15 protein-coding genes and 1 tRNA gene are annotated in these 19,015 nt (G+C 70.0%); 11 read left to right on the plus strand and 5 right to left on the minus strand.

What is annotated here, in order from left to right; genetic code table 11:
• From J3486_RS23500 to J3486_RS23520, 5 genes are all read left to right on the plus strand, one after another.
• Positions 1-867 carry a siderophore-interacting protein gene (locus J3486_RS23500; RefSeq protein ID WP_207823385.1) on the plus strand — a complete coding sequence of 289 codons (867 nt, stop codon included), beginning with the start codon at positions 1-3 and terminating at the stop codon, positions 865-867.
• 193 nt (positions 868-1,060) lie between these two features.
• On the plus strand, positions 1,061-2,581 hold the full coding sequence (desA, locus tag J3486_RS23505) for a lysine decarboxylase DesA (RefSeq protein ID WP_207823386.1): 1,521 nt from the start codon (positions 1,061-1,063) through the stop codon (positions 2,579-2,581).
• Complete coding sequence (locus J3486_RS23510) at positions 2,565-3,851, plus strand: lysine N(6)-hydroxylase/L-ornithine N(5)-oxygenase family protein (RefSeq protein ID WP_207823388.1); 1,287 nt, start codon at positions 2,565-2,567, stop codon at positions 3,849-3,851. The genes desA and J3486_RS23510 overlap by 17 nt, the downstream gene beginning before the upstream one ends.
• Positions 3,848-4,402 carry a GNAT family N-acetyltransferase gene (locus tag J3486_RS23515; protein WP_207823390.1) on the plus strand — a complete coding sequence of 185 codons (555 nt, stop codon included), beginning with the start codon at positions 3,848-3,850 and terminating at the stop codon, positions 4,400-4,402. The genes J3486_RS23510 and J3486_RS23515 overlap by 4 nt, the downstream gene beginning before the upstream one ends.
• On the plus strand, positions 4,399-6,174 hold the full coding sequence (locus J3486_RS23520) for an IucA/IucC family siderophore biosynthesis protein (RefSeq protein WP_207823392.1): 1,776 nt from the start codon (positions 4,399-4,401) through the stop codon (positions 6,172-6,174). Before J3486_RS23515 ends, J3486_RS23520 begins: the two co-directional genes overlap by 4 nt.
• Positions 6,175-6,243: 69 nt before the next feature.
• Here J3486_RS23520 and J3486_RS23525 read toward each other — a convergent pair whose 3' ends face one another.
• Positions 6,244-7,848, minus strand: coding sequence for a beta-N-acetylhexosaminidase (locus tag J3486_RS23525; RefSeq protein WP_307804906.1), 1,605 nt, complete (start codon positions 7,846-7,848; stop codon positions 6,244-6,246).
• A 140-nt stretch (positions 7,849-7,988) separates the two neighbouring features.
• Between J3486_RS23525 and J3486_RS23530 the strand changes: the two genes are divergently transcribed.
• Positions 7,989-8,894, plus strand: a complete 906-nt coding sequence (locus tag J3486_RS23530) for a DUF4429 domain-containing protein (protein WP_207823395.1) — start codon at positions 7,989-7,991, stop codon at positions 8,892-8,894.
• A gap of 24 nt (positions 8,895-8,918) precedes the next feature.
• Here J3486_RS23530 and J3486_RS23535 read toward each other — a convergent pair whose 3' ends face one another.
• Positions 8,919-10,520, minus strand: coding sequence for a metallophosphoesterase family protein (locus J3486_RS23535; RefSeq protein WP_207823397.1), 1,602 nt, complete (start codon positions 10,518-10,520; stop codon positions 8,919-8,921).
• Positions 10,521-10,716: 196 nt separating this feature from the next.
• Between J3486_RS23535 and J3486_RS23540 the strand changes: the two genes are divergently transcribed.
• Together J3486_RS23540 and glmS are read left to right on the plus strand one after the other, a co-directional pair.
• Positions 10,717-10,974, plus strand: a complete 258-nt coding sequence (locus tag J3486_RS23540; RefSeq protein WP_207823399.1) for a hypothetical protein — start codon at positions 10,717-10,719, stop codon at positions 10,972-10,974.
• Between the two features lie 45 nt (positions 10,975-11,019).
• Positions 11,020-12,837, plus strand: a complete 1,818-nt coding sequence (gene glmS / locus J3486_RS23545; RefSeq protein ID WP_207823401.1) for a glutamine--fructose-6-phosphate transaminase (isomerizing) — start codon at positions 11,020-11,022, stop codon at positions 12,835-12,837.
• A 109-nt stretch (positions 12,838-12,946) separates the two neighbouring features.
• Here the strand turns inward: glmS and J3486_RS23550 are convergent, their stop codons facing one another.
• Together J3486_RS23550 and J3486_RS23555 are read right to left on the minus strand one after the other, a co-directional pair.
• Positions 12,947-13,537, minus strand: coding sequence for a GPR1/FUN34/YaaH family transporter (locus tag J3486_RS23550; RefSeq protein WP_207823403.1), 591 nt, complete (start codon positions 13,535-13,537; stop codon positions 12,947-12,949).
• Between the two features lie 223 nt (positions 13,538-13,760).
• The gene (locus tag J3486_RS23555) at positions 13,761-14,285 is read right to left on the minus strand and encodes a universal stress protein (RefSeq protein ID WP_207823405.1); all 525 of its coding nucleotides are present in this window, start codon (positions 14,283-14,285) and stop codon (positions 13,761-13,763) included.
• A 1,145-nt stretch (positions 14,286-15,430) separates the two neighbouring features.
• Between J3486_RS23555 and J3486_RS23560 the strand changes: the two genes are divergently transcribed.
• The 3 genes from J3486_RS23560 (at position 15,431) to J3486_RS23570 (ending at position 17,678) form a co-directional block, all read left to right on the plus strand.
• Positions 15,431-16,741, plus strand: a complete 1,311-nt coding sequence (locus J3486_RS23560) for a GlxA family transcriptional regulator (RefSeq protein ID WP_207823407.1) — start codon at positions 15,431-15,433, stop codon at positions 16,739-16,741.
• Between the two features lie 139 nt (positions 16,742-16,880).
• On the plus strand, positions 16,881-17,483 hold the full coding sequence (orn, locus tag J3486_RS23565) for an oligoribonuclease (protein WP_207823409.1): 603 nt from the start codon (positions 16,881-16,883) through the stop codon (positions 17,481-17,483).
• Positions 17,484-17,605: 122 nt separating this feature from the next.
• A tRNA-His gene (locus J3486_RS23570) sits at positions 17,606-17,678 on the plus strand.
• 91 nt (positions 17,679-17,769) lie between these two features.
• On the opposite strand, the gene J3486_RS23575 is transcribed toward J3486_RS23570, so the two are convergent.
• Positions 17,770-18,825, minus strand: a complete 1,056-nt coding sequence (locus J3486_RS23575) for a LacI family DNA-binding transcriptional regulator (protein WP_207823411.1) — start codon at positions 18,823-18,825, stop codon at positions 17,770-17,772.
• Positions 18,826-19,015: the final 190 nt, after the last annotated feature.

Consider the following 19,015-nt stretch of genomic DNA (forward strand, 5'->3'; position numbering starts at 1 on the left):
ATGACCGCGACGGCCGAAGCCCCCGCTGTAGCCCCTTTCCGATTCTTCGATCTGCAAGTGGTCCGCACGCGGCGGCTCGGCCCGTCGCTGCTCCGGGTGACCTTCACCGGACCCGAGCTGGCCTCCTTCCACGGCGGCGGCCGGGACCAGTCCCTCTCCCTCTTCCTGCCGCACCCCGGCCAGGACGCCCCCGTCCTGCCGCCCGCCGAGCCGGGCGACGACGGGCGCGCCTGGCACGCGGCCTACCGGGCCATCCCGGACGACGAGCGCGCGATCATGCGCTCGTACACGCTCAGCGGCCAGCGTCGTCACCCCGCGCAGGAGGTCGACATCGACTTCGTGCTGCACAACGACGACCCGGCGACCACCGGCCCCGCCTGCCGCTGGGCCGAGGCCGCCCAGGCCGGTGACAAGGTCGTCGTGCTCGGCCCGGCGGTCGCCGACAACGCCGCCGTGCGCTGCCAGCCGCCCGCCGACTTCGACCACATCCTCATGTGGGGCGACGAGACGGCCCTGCCGGCCGCGCTCGGCATCCTCGCCTGGCTGCCCGACTCCGTATCCGCGCATGTGTGGTTGGAGGTCCCGCACCGCGAGGACATCCAACCGATCCTCACCGCGGCGAACCTCACCGTGCACTGGCTGGTCCGCGACGAGCGGGCCCCCAGCGCCCTCGACGCCATCCGCGCCGCTCAACTCCCCGACGCCGTACGCCCGTACGCCTGGCTGGCCGGTGAGTCCGGGGCGATGAAGGAGCTGCGCCGGCATCTCGTGCGCGAACGCGGCTACGACAAGCGGGCGGTGAAGTTCGTCGGGTACTGGCGCCGCGGGCTCAGCGAGGACGCCCTGCGCGCGCAGGCCGCCGCCTAGCTCCCAGACAGGTCCGCCCAGGTCCAATTCCCGCCATATAACTGCACATTTCGCCACATCAAGGGGCGGGGTCGCGAGCTCAACTTAGGTTAGGCTAACCTAAGTAAGAGTTCGCGACCCCGCCCCTTCTCTGCGGCCGCAGCTCTCCTGCCCCACCCGGGAACACCCTCATCCCCACCCGGAGGAACCGTTCATGCGCCCGCCCGTCTCCCACCACCACCCTCAGCCGAGGCCCTGCGGGCCGCACCTCCGATCGCACCTGCTCAATGACACGACCGCGGAGCTCTACCGCAGCTCCGTGACCGAGGGAATCGAGCGGGTGGCGGCCAAACTCGCCACCACCGCACGGCCGTTCACCGGTGTCACACCCGACGCCCTCTCCCCCACCATCGACGCCGTCGACCTCGACGAGCCGCTGCACGACACCATCGCCGCGCTCGACGAGCTGGAGGACGTCTACCTCCGCGACGCCGTCTACTTCCACCACCCCCGCTACCTCGCCCACCTCAACTGCCCGGTCGTGATCCCGGCCGTGCTCGGCGAGGCGATCCTCTCCGCGGTCAACTCCTCGCTCGACACCTGGGACCAGTCCGCGGGCGGCACCCTCATCGAGCGCAGGCTCATCGACTGGACCGCGGCCCGCGTCGGACTCGGCCCCGCGGCCGACGGCGTGTTCACCTCGGGCGGTTCGCAGTCCAACCTCCAGGCGCTGCTGCTGGCCCGCGAGGAGGCCAAGCCAGGGCCGGGCGGGCGGGAAGGATCTGCAGACCGCGCGAAACTGCGGGTGTTCGCCTCCGAGGCCGGTCACTTCAGCGTCCAGAAGTCCGCCAAACTCCTCGGCCTCGACCCAGGTTGTGTGGTGACGATCCCCGTCGACAAGGACCGGCGGATGCAAACCCTCGCGCTCGCCGCCGAACTGGAACGCTGCCGCGCCGAGGGCCTCGTCCCCATGGCCGTCGTCGCCACCGCGGGCACCACCGACTTCGGCTCCATCGACCCGCTGCCGGAGATCGCCGAGCTCTGCTCCCAGTACGACACCTGGATGCACGTCGACGCGGCGTACGGCTGCGGACTGCTCGCCTCGACGAAGCACCGCGACCGGCTCGACGGCATCGAGCGCGCCGACTCCGTCACCGTCGACTACCACAAGTCCTTCTTCCAGCCGGTGAGTTCGAGCGCCGTCCTGGTCAGGGACGGCGCCACGCTGCGGCACGCCACCTACCACGCGGAGTACCTCAACCCGCGCCGTACGGTCGCCGAGCGCATCCCCAACCAGGTGGACAAGTCCCTGCAGACCACCCGCCGCTTCGACGCCCTCAAGCTGTGGCTGACACTGCGCGTGATGGGCGCCGACGGCATCGGCGGCCTCTTCGACGAGGTCTGCGACCTCGCCCACCGCGCCTGGGCGATGCTCGCCGCCGACCCGCGCTTCGACGTGGTCGTCGAGCCGAGCCTGTCCACGCTCGTCTACCGCTACATCCCGGCGGCCGTCACCGACCCGGCCGCCGTCGACCACGCCAACCTGTACGCCCGTAAGGCCCTGTTCGCCTCCGGCGACGCGGTCGTGGCGGGCACCAAGGTCGGCGCCCGCCAGTACCTGAAGTTCACCCTGCTCAACCCCGAGACGACCCTCGACGACATCGCGGCCGTCCTCGACCTCATCGCCGGCCACGCCGAGCAGTACCTGGGAGACACCCTTGACCGCGCCTCTTGATACGACGAAGAACCTTCACGACTTCATCGGGATCGGGCTCGGCCCCTTCAATCTCGGCCTCGCCTGCCTCACCGAACCGATAGCCGAACTGAACGGCGTCTTCCTGGAGTCGAAGCCCGGCTTCGAGTGGCACTCGGGAATGTTCCTCGACGGCGCCCACCTCCAGACCCCGTTCATGTCGGACCTGGTCACCCTCGCCGACCCCACGTCGCCGTACTCCTTCCTCAACTACCTGAAGGAATCGGGGCGGTTGTACTCGTTCTACATCCGCGAGAACTTCTATCCACTGCGCGTCGAGTACAACGACTACTGCCGCTGGGCGGCCGGCAAGCTCTCCTCCGTCCGCTTCTCGACGACCGTGACCTCGGTGACGTACGACGAGGGCGACGGCCTCTACACCGCCACCACCGAAGGCGGCGAGAGCTACCGCGCCCCGCACCTCGTGCTCGGCACCGGCACCCCGCCGCACATCCCGGACGCGTGCCGGGACCTGCCCGGCGACGGCGTCATCCACAACTCGGCATACATGCAGCACAAGGAGGCGCTCCAGCGGAAGGAGTCGATCACGCTGGTCGGCAGCGGGCAGTCCGCCGCCGAGATCTACTACGACCTGCTCAGCGAGATCGACGTCCACGGCTACCGCCTCAACTGGGTCACCCGCTCCCCGCGCTTCTTCCCGCTGGAGTACACCAAGCTGACCCTGGAGATGACGTCCCCGGACTACATCGACTACTTCCACGCGCTGCCCGAGGCCACCCGCTACTCCCTGGAGGAGCGGCAGAAGGGCCTGTTCAAGGGCATCGACGGGGAGCTGATCGACGCCATCTTCGACCTGCTCTACCAAAAGGGCCTCGGCGGCGCCGTCCCCACCCGCCTGCTCACCAACTCCGCGCTGTCCAGCGCCGGTTACGAGGACGGTGAGTACGTCCTGGGCCTGCACCAGGAGGAGCAGGACAAGAAGTTCGAGCTGCGCACCGAGGGCCTGATCCTCGCCACCGGCTACACGTACGCGCCGCCCGCCTTCCTGGAGCCGGTACGCGACCGGATCCGCTGGGACGGCCACGGCCGCTTCGACGTCGCCCGCAACTACGCGATCGACACGACCGGGCGCGGCATCTTCCTGCAGAACGCGGGCGTGCACACCCACTCGATCACCAGCCCCGACCTGGGCATGGGCGCCTACCGCAACAGCTACATCATCTGCGAGCTGCTCGGCACCGAGTACTACCCCGTCGAGAAGACCATCGCTTTCCAGGAGTTCGCCGTATGAGCACCACGACCGTGGGGCGACTGACCTTGCGCCCCCTCGACCCGGCCGCCGACGCCGAGCTGCTGCACCGCTGGGTCACCGACCCCAAGGCCGCGTTCTGGCTGATGCAGGACGCGAAGCCGGAGGACGTCGAGCGCGAGTACACGGCGATCGCCGCGCACCCGCACCACGACGCGTTCCTCGGCCTGCACGACGGCGAGCCCACGTTCCTGATGGAGCGCTACGACCCGGCGCACGTCGAACTCGTCGGCCTGTACGAGCCCGAGCCCGGCGACATCGGCATGCACTTCCTCACCGCCCCGTCCGGCACACGCATACCCGGCTTCACCCGCGCCGTGATCACGGCGGTGATGGAGCACCTGTTCGCCGACCCTTCGGTGCGCCGGGTCGTCGTCGAGCCCGACGTGCGCAACACGGCGGTGCACGCGCTCAACGAGGCCGTCGGCTTCGTGCCCGAGCGGGAGATCGACAAGCCGGAGAAGCGGGCCCTGCTCAGCTTCTGCACCCGTGAACAGTTCGAGAAGGCCACCGGAAGGAGCGCGGCAGCATGAGCATCGCCGACACCGTCTCCCACCTCACCCCCGAACACTGGGCCGAGGCCGACCGCCTCCTCATCCGCAAGGCGCTCGCCGAGTTCGCCCACGAGCGGCTGCTCACCCCCGAGTCCATCGACGGCGCCGACCGGTACGTGGTGCGCAGCGACGACGGCCTGACCCGCTACCGGTTCACCGCCCGTCGGCTCCGCCTGGACCACTGGCAGGTGGACCCCGCGAGCATCACCCGGCACCACGACGGCACCGAACTCCCGCTCAACGCGCTGCAGTTCTTCATCGAGATGAAGGAGTCGCTGGGCCTGACGGACGCGATCCTGCCCGTCTATCTGGAAGAGATCTCCTCCACCCTCTCCGGCACCTGCTACAAGCTCGCCAAGCCGCACCTCACCTCGGCCGAGCTCGCCGCCACCGGCGACTTCCAGGCCATCGAGACGGGCATGACCGAGGGCCACCCCTGCTTCGTCGCCAACAACGGGCGGCTCGGCTTCGGCATCCACGAGTACCTCTCGTACGCGCCCGAGACCGCGAGCCCGGTCCGGCTGATCTGGCTGGCGGCGACCCGCGACCGCGCCGCGTTCACGGCGGGCGTCGGCCTCGACTACGAGTCGCTGCTGCGTACGGAGCTGGGCGACGAGACGCTCGCCCGGTTCGCCACCACCCTGCGCGACCAGGGCCTCGACCCGGACGACTACCTGCTGATCCCGGTCCACCCCTGGCAGTGGTGGAACAAGCTGTCGGTCACCTTCGCGGCCGAGATCGCCCAGCGCCACCTCGTCTGCCTCGGCGAGGGCGACGACGCGTACCTGGCCCAGCAGTCGATCCGTACGTTCTTCAACGCCACCTCGCCCGAGAAGCACTATGTGAAGACGGCGCTGTCCGTCATCAACATGGGCTTCATGCGCGGCCTCTCGGCGGCGTACATGGAGGCGACCCCGGCGATCAACGACTGGCTGGCCGGGCTCATCGAGAACGACGAGGTGCTCAAGGACACCGGCCTCACGATCATCCGGGAGCGCGCCGCCGTCGGCTACCGGCACCTGGAGTACGAGGCCGCCACCGACCGCTACTCCCCCTACCGCAAGATGCTCGCGGCGCTGTGGCGCGAGTCGCCGGTCCCGGCGCTCGCGCCGGGCGAGCGCCTGGCGACGATGGCCTCGCTCCTGCACGTGGACCGTGCGGGCCGCTCCCTCGCGGGCGCCCTCATCGAGCGCTCGGGCCTGACTCCCCGGGAGTGGCTGAAGCCGTACCTGAAGTCCTACCTGACGCCGCTGCTGCACAGCTTCTACGCCTACGACCTGGTGTTCATGCCGCACGGCGAGAACGTCATCCTGGTCCTGGACGAGCGCGGCACGGTGCGGCGGGCGGTCTTCAAGGACATCGCCGAGGAGATCGCGGTGATGGACCCGGACGCGGTGCTGCCGCCGAAGGTGGACCGGATCCGCGCCGACGTACCCGACGACATGAAGCTCCTGTCGATCTTCACGGACGTCTTCGACTGCTTCTTCCGCTTCCTGGCGGCGAACCTGGTCGCGGACGGTGTCCTCGACGAGGAGACGTTCTGGGACGCGGTCGCCGAGTGCGTCCGCGAGTACCAGGCGTCGGCGCCCCATCTGGAAGACAAGTTCCGCCGGTTCGACCTGTTCGCCCCGAGCTTCGCGCTGTCCTGCCTGAACCGTCTCCAGCTGCGCGACAACGAGCAGATGGTGGACCTCGCGGACCCGTCCGGCGCGTTGCAGCTGGTCGGCGACCTGGAGAACCCGATCGCCTAGCTGGTCGCCCTGAACGAGGGGCTGCGGGAGACGGTCCTCCCGCAGCCCCTTTCAGCATTCCCGCCTCATCTACTCAGCGGGCCACGGCACTTGGGTGGACCGGTAGTAGTTGATGCCGAGCGCGTCCCAGCGCGGCGCCTGCGCGGCGAGCCGCACCTTGTACGTGTTCCAGTCGTGCGTCGCCGCGGGCGACCAGCCGAGCTCGGCGACCCCGGGCAGCCGCGGGAACGCCATGAACTCGATGTCCGGCGACTGCTTGAGCGTCTCCGACCACAGCGGCGCCTCGACCCCGCGGATCGACGAACTCGGCGCCCCGGGAAGGTAGTTGCCCGGATCCCAGTCGTAGGACCGCTGCACCTCCACATATCCGGCCCAGGCCAGACCCAGCGGGGTGTCCTTGTTGTACTTCATGTCCAGGTACGTACGGTCGGCGGGCGAGACGACGATCCCGGTCCCGTTCTTGGCGGCCGCCGCGACCTGCGCCTTCTCCGCCGCGCTCGTCCCGTCGGTGCCCCAGTACTGCGCGATGGCGCCCTTCGCAGGCGTCACGGACGTCAGCTGGTGCCAGCCCATGACCTTCTTGCCGTACTTGGTGACGATCGGCTGCACCTTGTTCATGAAGGCGTCGTAGTCCGCCTGGCTGGTGGAGTGCGCCTCGTCGCCGCCGATGTGGAGGTACGCGCCCGGGGTGAGCGCGGCCACCTCGCGCACGACGTCGTCGATGAACTTGTACGTGATGTCCTTGTTCACGCACAGCGAGCTGAAGCCGACGTTCGTGCCGGTGTAGAGCGGCGGCGCGACGCCGTCGCAGTTCAGCTCGGCGTACGAGGCGAGGGCCGCGTTCGTGTGGCTCGGCATGTCGATCTCGGGCACGACCTCCAGGTACCGGGACGCCGCGTACCGCACGATGTCCTGGTACTGGGCCTTGGTGTAGTAGCCGCCCGCGCCGCCGCCGACCTCCGTGGACCCGCCGTACGTGGCGAGCTTCGGCCACGAGTCGATCGCGAGCCGCCAGCCCTGGTCGTCGGTCAGGTGCAGATGCAGCTTGTTGATCTTGTACAGCGCCAACTCATCGATGTACCGCTTGACCTGACCGACCGTCATGAAGTGCCGTGCCACGTCCAGATGTGCGCCGCGCCAGCCGTAGCGCGGGGTGTCCTCGACGGTGCCGCCCGCGACCAGCCACGGCCCGGACCGCCGGTCGTCGGACTCGACCGCGGCGGGCAGTTGCTGACGCAGCGTCTGGACGCCGTGGAAGAGCCCGGCGGGCGCGGCGGCGGTGATGGTGACGGCCCGCCCCGTCGACGTCAGCCGGTACCCCTCGCTCCCGAGCCCCTTGTCCTCGCGGTCGAGTTCGAGCCGGATGCCGTCGCGGGCGGCGTCGTCCGTGACGGGCAGCCGGTAGCCGGTGGAGGGGCGCAGCACACCGGCGAGGTAGTTCCCGATGCGGCGCGCGTCCCGCGACCCGTCGTCCACCCGGATCCTGGTCCTCGCCGTGATCGCGTACGGGGATCCGCCCGCGGTCACCTTCGCGGGTGCGGGGACGACCTGGCCGAGCGGGGTGACGGGGGCCGTGGCGGCGGAGGCCGGGAGGCCGCCGAGGGCCCCGGCCCCGGCGGCGACGAGCAGCAGCGAACCCAGCAGGGAGATTCTCGATCTGTGGTGCTTCCTCACAAACGTTCCCTTCGCGACGGAGTCGTTGGTGGCGTTCGTCGTGCGGCTGAGCAACCGATCGGTCACCATGCGTACCGCCCGCCTCTCGACGGGTCAAGGTGTAGACCACTTCCGCCGGGGCCTGATGCCAGAATCACCGTATGGCGGAAATCATCCAGCGCGAGGGCACGTGGACGTTCGACGGGGAGACGCTGCGCCTCGTCCCGGGGCGCGACAAGGGCGTGAACCTGCTGCGCAGGGCCCTGGGTGAACTGACCGTCCCGCTGGCGGCGTTGGCCGGTGTCTCCTTCGAGCAGGGCAAGAAGTCGGGGCGGCTGCGGCTGCGCCTGCGGGACGGCGCGGACCCGCTGCTCCAGGCGACGGGCGGGAAGCTCACGGAGGGCACGGACCCGTATCAGCTGACCGTCGAGTCGGACCGGTACGGCGTCGCCGAGTACTTCGTGGACGAGGTGCGGAGCGCGCTGCTCCTGGAGCGGATACCGGGCACGGCCTGCACCGGGTATCTGCTGCCGGGGCCGTCCGTGCCGCTCTCCGTCTCGGCGGGCGACGGCACGGCGAGCTTCGACGGGGAGCACATCCGTCTGGAGTGGAACTGGAAGACGGAGGACGCCAAGGCGTCCTCCGGGACCCGGCAGCTGCACCTCGCCGACATCACGGCGGTGGAGTGGCAGCCGGCGGCGGGCCTGGAGAACGGCTGTCTGCGCTTCACCGTCCGCTCGTCGCCCACCAAGGCCCCGCCGAAGTACGACCCGAACTCGATCGAGCTGTGGGGTTTCAAGAAGGACCCGCTGATGGCGCTGGTCGCGGCGGCGGTCCAGGCCCGCCTGCCGCACCCGGGGGCGGCGGCCGCGGCGCCCGGCCCCGGCCCCGCCACCGTCCCCGTGCTGGAGCAGGCCCCCGAGGTCACCGAACCTCCCGCGCCCCCCGAGGACGATCACGACGCACTGCTGCGCCGGCTCCGGGAGCTGGGCGAGCTGCACCGCGCGGGGGTGCTGACCGACGAGGAGTTCGCGGCCGCCAAGCAGGCCGTCCTGAAGCGGATGTGACCGCGCGGGCCGCCCCGGCGACGGTCAGCGCCGGCCGCGCACCTTGCGCGCCACGACGAACCGGTCGATCTCGGCGCCGGTCTCCGCGAGCCCGCGTACGGTCAGGGTCGCGGTCCGCCCCACCGGCGCGGGCTGCACGTCCACCCGCAGGAACGAGTAGTTGGTGTACCGCACCCGCGACCAGTCGACGGTGACGGCCTTCTTGCTGCCGTCCTCCTGGGTGACGTACGAGGCGAAGGGGTCGATGTCCTTCTCGTTGCCCTCGTAGGTGTCGGCGACCGGGAACGCGTACAGGCTCTTGCCCGCCGCGCCCGCGGTGACGTAGACGACGCCGTCGGTCTCCGGGTACGCGGTGCCGCCGATCGGCAGCTCCTTGGTGACCTTCTCGCCCTTGAGCACGTCGGAGCGCTCGTAGACGTGGTTGTGCCCGTTGATCACGAGGTCGACGGTGTACTTCTCGAACAGCGGCACCCACTCCTTGCGCACGCCCCCCTCCGAGGCGTGCGAGGTGGCGGTGCAGTACGCGCAGTGGTGGAAGAAGACGACGACGAAGTCGATGCCGGAGCCCGCGGCCCGGAACTTCTTCAGCTGGTTCTCGAACCAGGTGGTCTGTGTGCCGCCGGACAGGCCGAGGTTGGCCGGGATCTCCCAGGACACGTCGTTGGCGTCGAGCGAGACGACGGCCGTGTTGCCGTGCACGAAGGAGTAGACGCCGGGCAGGTTCTCCGGGTCGGGCCCGTTGGCGGGCGGCTCGAAGCGGGCCTGCTGGCTGCCGTAGCCGTGCGGCGCGTACCAGGCCTCCATGTCGTGGTTGCCGTAGCTCACCATCCACGGCACGGACTTGGCGACGGTCTCGGTCTGCGCGAGGAACTGGTCCCAGGTCCGCGCGTCGAAGGTGTCCTTGGTGGTGCCCGAGCCGGACGGGTCCGCGTACGCGATGTCTCCGGCGTGCAGGTGGAAGGCCGGGCCCTGGCCCAGGATCAGCGAGTCGTTGGCGAGCGCGTGGTAGCTGACGCCCTGGTCGCCGAAGGCCGTGAAGGTGAAGGGCCTGGCGGTGGCGGGAGCCGTGGTGAAGGTGCCGACGGTGCTCGCGAACTTCGGCGAGGCCGGGTCGAAGCCGTCGTGCCCGACGCCGTAGTAGTACGTCCTGCCCGGCTTGAGGCGGGACAGCTTGGCGTGCACGTAGTACTGGGTGTGGTCGGCGCTCGTGCCCACGCCCGCCGGCGTGTACAGGGCCCTGACCTCGGCGGATATCTTCCGCGACAGTTCACCGGCGCTCGCGCCGATCCGGATGAAGGGGTTCTTCACCGGCGCCGCCACCTGCCAGGACACCGTCATCTCGGTCCGCGCGTCGTCGCCGTACGAGAGGTGACGGCCGAAGGGCGCGACAAGCGCGCCGTCGATGTGCGCGGTGGCCGAGACCGGCGCCGCGGCGGCCGAGGACGCCGAGGAGGTCGCGGCCTGCGCCGCGCCGGGCACGAAGACCCCGCCGGCGACCGTGCCGAGTGTGACGGCGCCGCCGCGGATCATGGTGCGGCGGGAGAATCTGCCGCGCAGGTACTCGTGCTGCTCGGCGAGGCTGCGGTCGGCGAGCTCGGCGGGAACGCCCATACGTGGAATGTCCATGGCCGAAAAGGTGCTTTGGGCACCCATCCCCACCGGGTACGCCGGATGAACACCGCCCGAACAAGCGGCATGGCTCGCTTCAAACCCTGTGCACTCCTGCCCCGCACACCCCGTCGTTCACAGCGAACCTTCGACGCTTGCCCGATATCGGGCAGATTTCTTGCGAAACCGCGCATCCTCCCCCAGGATCTACCGAGTGCACGAGGAACTTGTCGATCATCTGACGCGGACCACCGCCCTGAACCGGGGCGAGGCGCTGCGGGTGATCCAGGACGTGCTCGCCTACTTCGACGAGTCGACGGAGGCGTTCGTCCGCCGCCGCCACCGCGAGCTCCAGGGTCAGGGCCTGGTGAACGCGGCGATCTTCGAACAGATCCTGGCGGACCTGCGCTACCGCGCGGTGGCCCCGCCGGAGCTCTCGCTCCGCCAGCTGCGACGCATCGTCTACGGCTGACCGGCCACCACCAGAGAAGACAACCAGAGGGGACTTACACCACTTATGTGCGGAATTGTCGGTTACATCGGCAAGCGTGATGTGGCACCGCTGCTCCTTGAGGGCCTGCAGCGCCTGGAGTACCGGGGTTACGACTCCGCGGGCGTCGTCATCACCAGCCCCAAGGCGACCGGCCTGAAGATGGTCAAGGCCAAGGGCCGCGTCCGCGACCTGGAGGCCAAGGTCCCGGCCCGCTTCAAGGGCACGACCGGCATCGCCCACACCCGCTGGGCCACCCACGGCGCCCCCTCCGACGAGAACGCGCACCCGCACATGTCGGGCGACAACAAGGTCGCCGTCGTGCACAACGGCATCATCGACAACGCCTCCGAGCTGCGCGCCAAGCTCACCGCCGAGGGCGTCGAGTTCCTCTCCGAGACGGACACCGAGGTCCTCACCCACCTCATCGCCCGCTCGCAGCAGACGGACCTGGAGGACAAGGTCCGCGAGGTGCTCCGCCTGATCGAGGGCACGTACGGCATCGCGGTCCTGCACGCCGACTTCCCGGACCGCATCGTCGTGGCCCGCAACGGCTCGCCGGTCGTCCTCGGCATCGGTGACAAGGAGATGTTCGTCGCCTCCGACATCGCGGCCCTGGTCTCCCACACCCGCCAGATCGTCACGCTCGACGACGGCGAGATGGCCACGCTGAAGGCCGACGACTTCCGTACGTACACGACGGAGGGCACGCGCACGACCGCGTCCCCGACCACCGTCGAGTGGGAGGCCGCCTCCTACGACATGGGCGGCCACGACACGTACATGCACAAGGAGATCTCCGAGCAGGCCGACGCCGTGGACCGCGTGCTGCGCGGCCGCATCGACGACCGCTTCTCCACCGTGCACCTGGGCGGCCTCAACCTCGATGCCCGCGAGGCCCGTTCGGTGCGCCGCGTGAAGATCCTCGGCTGCGGCACCTCGTACCACGCGGGTCTGATCGGCGCCCAGATGATCGAGGAGCTGGCCCGTATCCCCGCGGACGCCGAGCCGGCCTCCGAGTTCCGCTACCGCAACCCGGTCGTCGACCCCGACACCCTGTACATCGCGGTGTCCCAGTCGGGCGAGACGTACGACGTCCTGGCCGCGGTCCAGGAGCTGAAGCGCAAGGGCGCCCGGGTCTTCGGCGTCGTCAACGTCGTCGGCTCGGCGATCGCCCGTGAGTCGGACGCCGGCGTCTACGTCCACGCGGGCCCCGAGGTCTGCGTCGTGTCGACCAAGTGCTTCACGAACACCACGGTCGCCTTCGCCCTCCTCGCCCTGCACCTCGGCCGCATCCGCGACCTGTCGGTGGCCGACGGCAAGCGCATCATCGAGGGCCTGCGCAAGCTGCCCTCGCAGATCGAGGAGATCCTCGCCCAGGAGGCGGAGATCAAGAAGATCGCCGAGGAGTACGCGGACGCCCGCTCGATGATGTTCATCGGCCGCGTCCGGGGCTACCCGGTGGCCCGCGAGGCGTCCCTGAAGCTCAAGGAGGTCTCGTACATCCACGCCGAGGCCTACCCGGCGTCCGAGCTGAAGCACGGCCCGCTCGCCCTCATCGAGCCCGCGCTCCCGACCGTGGCGATCGTCCCTGACGACGACCTCCTGGAGAAGAACCGCGCCGCGATGGAGGAGATCAAGGCCCGCTCCGGCCGTATCCTCGCGGTCGCCCACCAGGAGCAGGAGAAGGCCGACCGCACGATCGTCGTCCCGAAGAACGAGGACGAGCTCGACCCGATCCTGATGGGCATCCCCCTCCAGCTCCTCGCCTACCACACGGCATTGGCCCTCGGCCGCGACATCGACAAGCCGCGCAACCTGGCCAAGTCGGTGACGGTGGAGTAGCCCCGGCTCAGGCGCAGAATGCGAACGGGTCCCTTCGCGTGCCACCAAGCACGAAGGGACCCGTTCCCGGAGGGCCGGGGCCGCCCATTGCCCCGGCCCGTCGTGGCTGTCAGCCGGTGGCCGTCACCCCCCGGCCGGCAGCGCGCCCGGGGAGCGCCGTCGGCAGACCCGACATCGACGCCGTCGCCCCGTACCAGGCGACGAGCCCGCCCGCGGCGGCGAACCAGCCCCCGGCCCTGGCGAGCGAGTCCGTGTCACCGAACGCGGCGATCGCGAGCAGCAGCATCGCCACGAAGAGCGCCCCGTACGTCCCCCGTACGAACATCCCGGCCCCGGCGGAGCCGAGCGTCAGGCTGAGCGCGAGCAGGGCGAAGAGCAGCAGGAACAGACCCGCCGCGTTCGCGGAGACCGTGTCGCCCGCCCCGATGCCCCAGGTGAACCAGAAGGCGCCGAGCCCGGCGAAGGCCGTACCGGTGAATCCGTCGCTGTCGCTGGAGCGCAGCGCGAGCAGGCCGGCGACGAAGAGGGCGATCCCGCCCACGTACGTCGCGATCGACACCGCGTTGGCCGCCGTCACGCCGTCGATCACTTCGGTGTGACCGAGGCCGAACGCCAACAGGGTGAGTCCGAGAGCGAGTTGACCGAGAGTCGAGACGGACGGGGTCGTTGCCGTGCTTCCCGCGGAGACGTCGTTGTCCACAGCGGGCTCCCTTCGTGCAAAGTGCGGGTGCTCTGTGCCGTTGCTGCGCTGGTGCCCAGCGACCGGTATGTACCCTTCACAAGGGCACAAACCACCTCTACGCACGAGTAGATTTATCCACACCGGGAGAAATCAACGGCCTTTCCCCGTACTGAAGTTGCACCACCATCAGCCGCGTCTCACCTGGGACAAGACCCCGTTACGGAACGGCCACGGGGCGCGGCTACGGAATGACGATCACGGGCCGCTGCGCGCGCCGCGCGAGCCGCCCGGCGACCGAGCCGAAGATCCGTCCGACGATCCCGTGGGTCGAGCCCACGACGATCGCGTCGGCCGAGTACTCCCGGCCGACCTCCTCCAGCTCGTGGCAGATGTCGCCACCGCGCTCGACGAGGATCCAGGGCACTTCGGAGAGATAGTCCGCACAGGCGAGTTCGAGCCCGAGGACCTCGGTCCTGTGATCCGGCACGTCCACGAAGACAGGGGGCTCACAGCCCGCCCACACCGTGGTGGGCAGCCGGTTGGCGACGTGCACGATGATCAGCCCGGAGCCCGAGCGATGCGCCATGCCGATCGCGTACGCCAGTGCCCGCTCGCTCGACGTCGAGCCGTCGAAGCCGACGACGACTCCGTGCTTGAACGCGGGGTCACAGGCGTGACGTGTCTCTTCGGCCGGCTGGGGGGTCGCGGTGGGATCCGCGACCTGCCGCTTGCGGCCTTCGGGTTCGGAAAATTCGTGACCGGCCATGAGTGTCTCGGCGTGTACCTCGTGGGCCTCGTATGAGGGGACGACAACTGATCGGCGGAGCTGTGTCCGGGAATCATCTTCCCAACCCCATACCCCCAAGGGTACGGCGACACTCCTCCTCTGCCCAGACTCCGGCCCGCTACCGGACCTGTACGTATGTGCGCTCCGCAGTGTTCAGGGGAGCATGCACGAGGGCCCGCCCGTATGGCAATGGTTGCTGCCCCGTACAGGCGGTTTGCGCACCCTTGTGGGCCTCCTACCGGGTGGATCGGGTGACCGGGACGGACATCGCGCGTTGAACTCCCGAACCACGCCGACCCAGGGAGCCACAGGGAGCACTCCGTGCCAGGACCGTCCACAGCGCACAGGCCCGCCGTCTCACGCCGGAGCATTCCGACGCCCACCCGCGCGCCCGAATCGCACACGCGGGCGACCTCTCACGCTCAGGACGCGCCACCCGCAGGCGCGGAGGGGGCGGACGACATCGTCCGCTGGGCGGCGTTCAGCTGTGTCCTGGTGCCACTGGTCCTCGTCGGGTACGGAATCTCGGCGGCCGGAGCCGCCGGCGCGGCCCTGGGGCTCGCCGCGGTCACCGCGGCGTGCCGGCTGCTGCTGCGCCAGTCCGAACGCGGGGCGACACGGTTGCACACTGAACAATGCTGCTCGCATCGTGGTCGGCACGGCCGGACCGGCTTGGGGGCGCACAGGGGCGGACATCGGGCCGGGGGTAGTGCGCCGGTGGACTGACCGGATTCCGCACACTACCCCGTATATTTTCAGCCAACTTCGGCCGAGGGGGCTTTCCTTGCCCCCGGGCACCCCCAACCCCCGTTCCACCAGGGCCGAAAGGGCAGCAAAAGCCTCGTGCACCCTACGGGGACCGGCCACTGAGTTGAGGCGCACTTCCCAGCAACGCCCGTGAGTGCAACGCTTCGTGATCGAATGCTTCACGCCAAGTTGCCATGTCGACAATGTGCCAGGTCTTTAACTGGTCACAGGGGCAGCCAGGGACACAGTAGATTCGATCTTGACTGGTCGAGTTTTTGGCGGCGGGGGACTTCAGCAGGACCGAGGGGAAACGTGCAGGAGCGAACAGCCCGTCAAAGTATTGAGGGAGCCGCGATCACCGAGGGGGGCTTAGCAGGATGAGCCACGACTCCACCACTGCGCCGGAGGCGGCGGCTCGCAAGCTGGCAGGCAGGCGGCGACGAGAGATCGTCGCGGTGCTGCTGTTCAGCGGCGGACCCATCTTCGAGAGTTCCATTCCGCTCTCCGTGTTCGGAATCGACCGTCAGGACGCGGGAGTTCCCCGGTACCGGTTGCTCGTGTGCGCCGGCGAAGAGGGACCCCTGCGGACCACGGGGGGACTCGAACTCACCGCGCCCCATGGGCTCGAGGCGATCTCGCGGGCGGGCACGGTCGTCGTGCCGGCCTGGCGGTCGATCACCTCGCCGCCCCCGGAGGAGGCGCTGGACGCGATCCGTCGCGCCCACGAGGAGGGCGCACGCATCGTCGGCCTGTGCACGGGAGCCTTCGTGCTCGCCGCAGCGGGCCTGCTCGACGGCCGTCCGGCCACCACGCACTGGATGTACGCACCGACGCTCGCCAAGCGCTATCCGTCGGTCCATGTGGACCCGCGCGAGCTCTTCGTCGACGACGGCGACGTGCTCACCAGCGCCGGCACCGCGGCCGGTATCGACCTGTGTCTGCACATCGTGCGCACGGACCACGGCAACGAGGCGGCCGGTGCGCTCGCCCGGCGCCTGGTGGTCCCGCCGCGCCGCAGCGGCGGCCAGGAGCGCTATCTCGACAGGTCTTTACCTGAGGAGATCGGCGCCGACCCGCTGGCCGAGGTCGTCGCCTGGGCGCTGGAACACCTCCACGAGCAGTTCGACGTGGAGACCCTCGCGGCGCGCGCGTACATGAGCCGCCGTACCTTCGACCGCCGCTTCCGCTCGCTGACGGGGTCCGCCCCGCTCCAGTGGCTGATCACGCAGCGGGTGCTCCAGGCGCAGCGGCTTCTGGAGACGTCCGACTACTCGGTGGACGAGGTCGCGGGGCGCTGCGGGTTCCGCTCCCCCGTAGCGCTGCGCGGCCACTTCCGGCGGCAGCTCGGCTCGTCCCCGGCCGCGTACCGGGCGGCGTACCGGGCGCGCAGGCCGCAACCGGGCGAAGGCCCGGGGGCGAACGGGAACGGGGGCAAGCCCGCCGACAAGCAGTCGGTGGACCTCGCCGCCGTGCCCGGGGAGACGGCCGGCCCCGGGGGGCCCGGCGCCGTGCCCAGCCAGTCCCGGCGCACCGCCGCGGCCTCGACCGGTCTCGGCGGTGCCCACGCGGCGACCCTGCCGCACGCTCCGGCCGGGCCGACCGGGCACACGGAGGGCGGCAAACCGCAGTCCGACGCGTTCGCGCCGGGCCGTGCGAGCCTGCCCGGCCCCCGCACGGCACCGCAGTAACCGGCCCGGCAACCGGCGCAGGATCCGCCGCCCGCCGCCCGTCGGCGGGCCGATCCCGTCCGCAGTCCCCCGTCGCCCGCCCACAGAGCGGGCGGGGGACTCCGGACAGGGCCAGGGTCCGACCCGTAGGGTTGGTCGCATGAACGATCGCATGGTGTGGATCGACTGCGAGATGACAGGCCTCTCGCTGGCGAACGACGCGCTCATCGAAGTGGCCGCACTGGTCACCGACTCCGAGCTGAACGTACTCGGCGAAGGGGTGGACATCGTGATCCGCCCGCCGGACGAGGCCCTGGAACAGATGCCCGAGGTGGTGCGGCAGATGCACACCGCCTCGGGTCTCCTCGACGAGCTGGCGGGCGGCACGACGCTCGCCGACGCCGAGGAGCAGGTCCTGGCGTATGTACGTGAACACGTCAAGGACGCGGGCAAGGCCCCGCTGTGCGGGAACTCGGTCGGCACCGACCGCGGGTTCCTGCTGCGTGACATGCCGACGCTGGAGGACTACCTCCACTACCGGATCGTCGATGTGTCCTCGGTCAAGGAGCTGGCACGGCGCTGGTACCCGAGGGCGTACTTCAACAGTCCGGAGAAGAACGGCAACCACCGGGCGCTCGCCGACATCCGCGAGTCCATCGCCGAGCTCCGCTACTACCGCGAGGCGATCTTCGTCCCGCAGCCGGGACCCGACTCGGACACCGCGAAGTCGATCGCGGCCAAGCACGTCCTGCCTGCGGAGTAGTCCCTGACAGCCCCCTGTGTACGGGGTCCGGGACGCCCGGAAAAAAGGTGGGCGCGAGCACCCCTTCGGACCCTGTACACTTTTTCTCGGCCGGTCGGAAGAACGACAAACGACCGGACATGGTGGGTGTAGCTCAGTTGGTAGAGCACCTGGTTGTGGTCCAGGTGGCCGCGGGTTCAAGTCCCGTCACTCACCCTGAAGAGTCGAAGGCCCCGGTTCGGGAGAACCGGGGCCTTCGGCGTTTCCCGGAGCGTCGGCGCCCCCCGGGCGGCCCGGGGGCCGCGCCTCACGAGGAGGCGCGGATCACCAGTTCCGTCGGCAGCACCAGGTGGCGCTCCGCGCCCCGCCGGGCCGAGGAGCGCTTGCCCTCGGCGGCCAGCGCGATCTCGTCGAGCAGCAGCCCCGTCATCGCCCGGCCCATGTCCCGTGTGGGCTGGCGCACACTCGTCAGGCTCGGCTCCATGTGCTGGGCGATCACCGAGTCGTCGAAGCCGACCAGGGCCACGTCGTCCGGGATGCGCCGGCCCGCCTCGCGCAGCACCTGGCGGGCGCCCGAGGCCATCAGGTCGGAGCAGGCGAAGACGGCGTCGAGGCCGGGGCGGCGCTCCAGCAGCTCGGCCATGCAGCGGCGGCCGCCCTCCTCGGTGAAGTCGCCGTACGCGATCAGCTCCTCGTCGTACGGGAGCCCCTCGGCGATCAGCTGGTCCTGGTACCCGGCAAGGCGCCGCTCGGCGCCGTACACGTCGAGCGGTCCGGTGATGATCGCGACGGAGCGGCGGCCGCGGGAGACCAGGTGCTCGACCGCGGCACGGGCGCCGGAGAGGTTGTCGGAGTCGACGGAGGGCAGCGGCTCGTCGGCGGAGCGCGGACCGCTGATCACGGTGGGCAGGTCCATCTGGTGCAGCCGGTCGGCCAGCGGGTCGTCGGAGTGCACGGAGACCAGCAGGACGCCGTCGACCCGGTGGGCGGCGAGGTAGGAGGCGAGCTTGTCCTGCTCGCGCTCGCCGCCGGCGAAGGTGAGCAGCAGCTGGAGGTTGGTCTCGGCGAGCGCGATGCCGACGCCGCCGACGATCCCGGAGAAGTACGGCTCGGAGAAGAACCGCGACTCCGCCTCGGGGACGACCACCGCTATCGAGTCCGTACGGTTCGCCGCAAGCGCGCGGGCCGCGGTGTTCGGCACGTACCCGAGCGCCGCCACCGCCTCCTCGACCGCGGCCCGCGTGCGGTCGCTGACCCGCGGCGATCCGTTGATCACCCGCGAGACCGTACCCCGGCCCACGCCGGCCCGGGCCGCGACCTCTTCGAGAGTCGGACGCCTGCCGTGCATGCCGTGATGCGCCATCTGTACTACCTCCAGGAAGTCTCAGGCGGAATCTAACAGCCCGGTAACCAGAGCGACTTGGCCTTGCAAGGTGTCTTGACACCAAACGGCCGAGCAGCGAGTCTCTTCAACACATCACGGGTGGGAGCGCTCCCACCGTACCTGACGCATACACAACCCGCACTCTCCCCGCCCGAGCCGCATGCAGTAA

This window comes from Streptomyces sp. VRA16 Mangrove soil, assembly GCF_017377775.1.
In the GTDB taxonomy this organism is placed as follows: domain Bacteria; phylum Actinomycetota; class Actinomycetes; order Streptomycetales; family Streptomycetaceae; genus Streptomyces.